Origin of the sequence: Halomonas sp. AOP7-B1-5 (assembly GCF_052353045.1) — a bacterium.
Taxonomy (GTDB): domain Bacteria; phylum Pseudomonadota; class Gammaproteobacteria; order Pseudomonadales; family Halomonadaceae; genus Vreelandella; species Vreelandella colorata.
Genome location: NZ_JBQTDC010000093.1, coordinates 1 through 2,218, shown reverse-complemented (window position 1 = coordinate 2,218; position 2,218 = coordinate 1). Strand labels below are relative to the sequence as shown.

Below are 2,218 nucleotides of genomic sequence, written 5' to 3'. Positions count from 1 at the left end.
CTAGCGCTAAATTACCAAGTTGCTTGTAACCGATTTGTTGAGTGCCATCTTTCCAAACCAGACCAACATCTTTCATCAAAGTACTTACAATTTTAGAAGTTAGCTCCTTTCTAAAAACCATCGAGTACTCTTCAGAAGAACCTAAAGAACCAGTTTTTTGTGCATATCTCTGAGTAGACTTTACAATATTTTTAAAGACTTCATACGAACCAGAAAATTTATCGCTTATTTTAAATTCATAAACAAGCTCGCCAATAACAATCAAGCCAGAACTCAGCGCATCTTCCAAGTCATGAGCAGCATAAGCAATTTCATCTGACAAGTCCATTATCTGCATATCAATACTTTTTTGTTTAGCTAAGCCATGCCTATCTAAATTTTCCAGTAGAAAGCTATAATCTTCAGTGTATAAGAATTTTTTTGGATTTTGATCTCGACTGTAAAAATATTTTGTTATGCCCCATAAAGTCCTAAGCGTAAGATTTAAACCATTAAAAGAAGGATGTTTCTTTTCTAGTTCACGAACAACTCTAAATGCCTGAGCGTTTCCTTCATACCCTCCTGACTCATCTACCAAGAGGTTGAGGGTTACTTCACCTGAATGTCCGAAAGGAGGATTACCAATATCGTGAATCAATGAGCACGTCTCTACCACCTCAGTATTTTTTATACCTAATTGAATAGCCAAACCTCTTGCAATTTGTGAAACCTCTAAACTATGGGTTAACCGATTTCTATTAAAAGCGGTTTCATTTACGCCGAGCAGCTGCATTTTTCCTTGCAGCCGCCTAAATGAAGAGGAGTAAAGTACACGAGCATAGTCGCGCATAAACTCAGTTCTTGTTTCTGATGTACGGGCATCCTCTTCTTTATAAAATCTATAATCAAGTTTATTAGCTTCGTTTTCTTTATGACTAACAAATTCACGTGTTTCGCTGTCCATTTTGTACCCCCTTTATTTATTTTTCCCAGTCACTACTTTAACTTCCGCCAACAAATCCCCGAACTTCCCATAGTTCACCTTCACCCCATCATCCAGATCCAGCGAGATGCGTTGGTCGGCGTAGTGACGCAGCTTCTCGTCGAAGGTGTTGAGTTCTGCTTGCTGTTTGTAGAGCTTGCTTAATTCTTTTTCGATGCGTTTCGCCTCGGCGGCGGAGGTGCTGGCGTCTTTGTCTTGTTCTAGTTTCTCCACGTAGCTGGCGAGCTTGGTGGTGAGCGGGATGACGTAGTTGGTGCGCATCTCGGCGAGGGTGCTTTCGTTGTAGCGGTGCAGGTAAACCAAGCACTCGAAGGCTTTCTGCTTGCCGGAGGAAAACAGCCAGTAAATGGGGCGTTTCTTGTAAGTGCGCAGGTGATCCTTGTAGAACTGGGTGCTCAGGTAGCGGCGGATGGTTTCCAGCGCGGCTTCTCCCTTCTTGGGCTTAATGGCATGCAGGCAGAGGCTCTCAGCCACGAAGTCGAGGTTTTCCTGAAGGTGCTCTTCGACCCAGACGGTGCGGACGAAGTCACGGAAGCGGTTTGTGGCGTCGTCAGGGAACCACTCTTGGTCGGTGAGCGGAATGATGGCGTTTTTATCCGGAGCGAAGGTTGGCTCGGGGATTTGGGAAAGGTAGTCGCGGACGGTTTCGCCCTGGCTGGCGAGAATTAGGCCGGGCTTGTCCAGTGAGTAGCGGCCCATCATGCATCCGATACCGTAGCTCACCAACTCTTTGATTGTGTCGCACTGCAGCAGCGTTTCCAGCTCTTCCTCACTGCGGTTACCGCCATAGCGGTAATGGGGGTTGCAGGTTAGGGTGACTTCTTGAAGAGGAACGTCGGGAGAAAGCTCCTCCTCCAGACCGTATGCTTCTATAAGTATTCGGTTATTTTTCTCTTCAATTTCAAGAAGGTGATGAGAGGCTTTCTCCCCAGAATCACGTTGCAAGCTATATACTTTCTGCATGCTCTTATATTCCCCTTTGTCGATTAAGGGAGAACGACTGAAACCCCACGAAATCTCTTGAGAGTCCCAATCATTTTTGGCTATAGCAACAGCAGCTTTTGAATTTTCTGAAAGAACTTCTTTACTGCCCCCGAAAACCACGGGGACGTTTCCTAAGGGGCCTTCGTGAAAGTCAAGCGTGGGGCTAAAAACCCCCAGTATTTGTTCAATAACTTTAGAGTTAGTTAAGGACAACAATGGATATAAATTTTCATTTTCCTTGGGAATGCACAT

At 44.8% G+C, this 2,218-nt stretch carries 1 protein-coding gene and 1 pseudogene; both read right to left on the bottom strand.

Annotated features, from left to right (window positions below):
- Positions 1–943, bottom strand: a 943-nt coding sequence (locus tag ACT3XD_RS19470; RefSeq protein ID WP_444280692.1) for a deoxyguanosinetriphosphate triphosphohydrolase family protein, incomplete at its 3' end; no start/stop codon positions are given.
- Positions 944–955: 12 nt separating this feature from the next.
- Positions 956–2,218, bottom strand: a pseudogene (locus ACT3XD_RS19465) (BREX-1 system adenine-specific DNA-methyltransferase PglX); the annotation flags it as partial.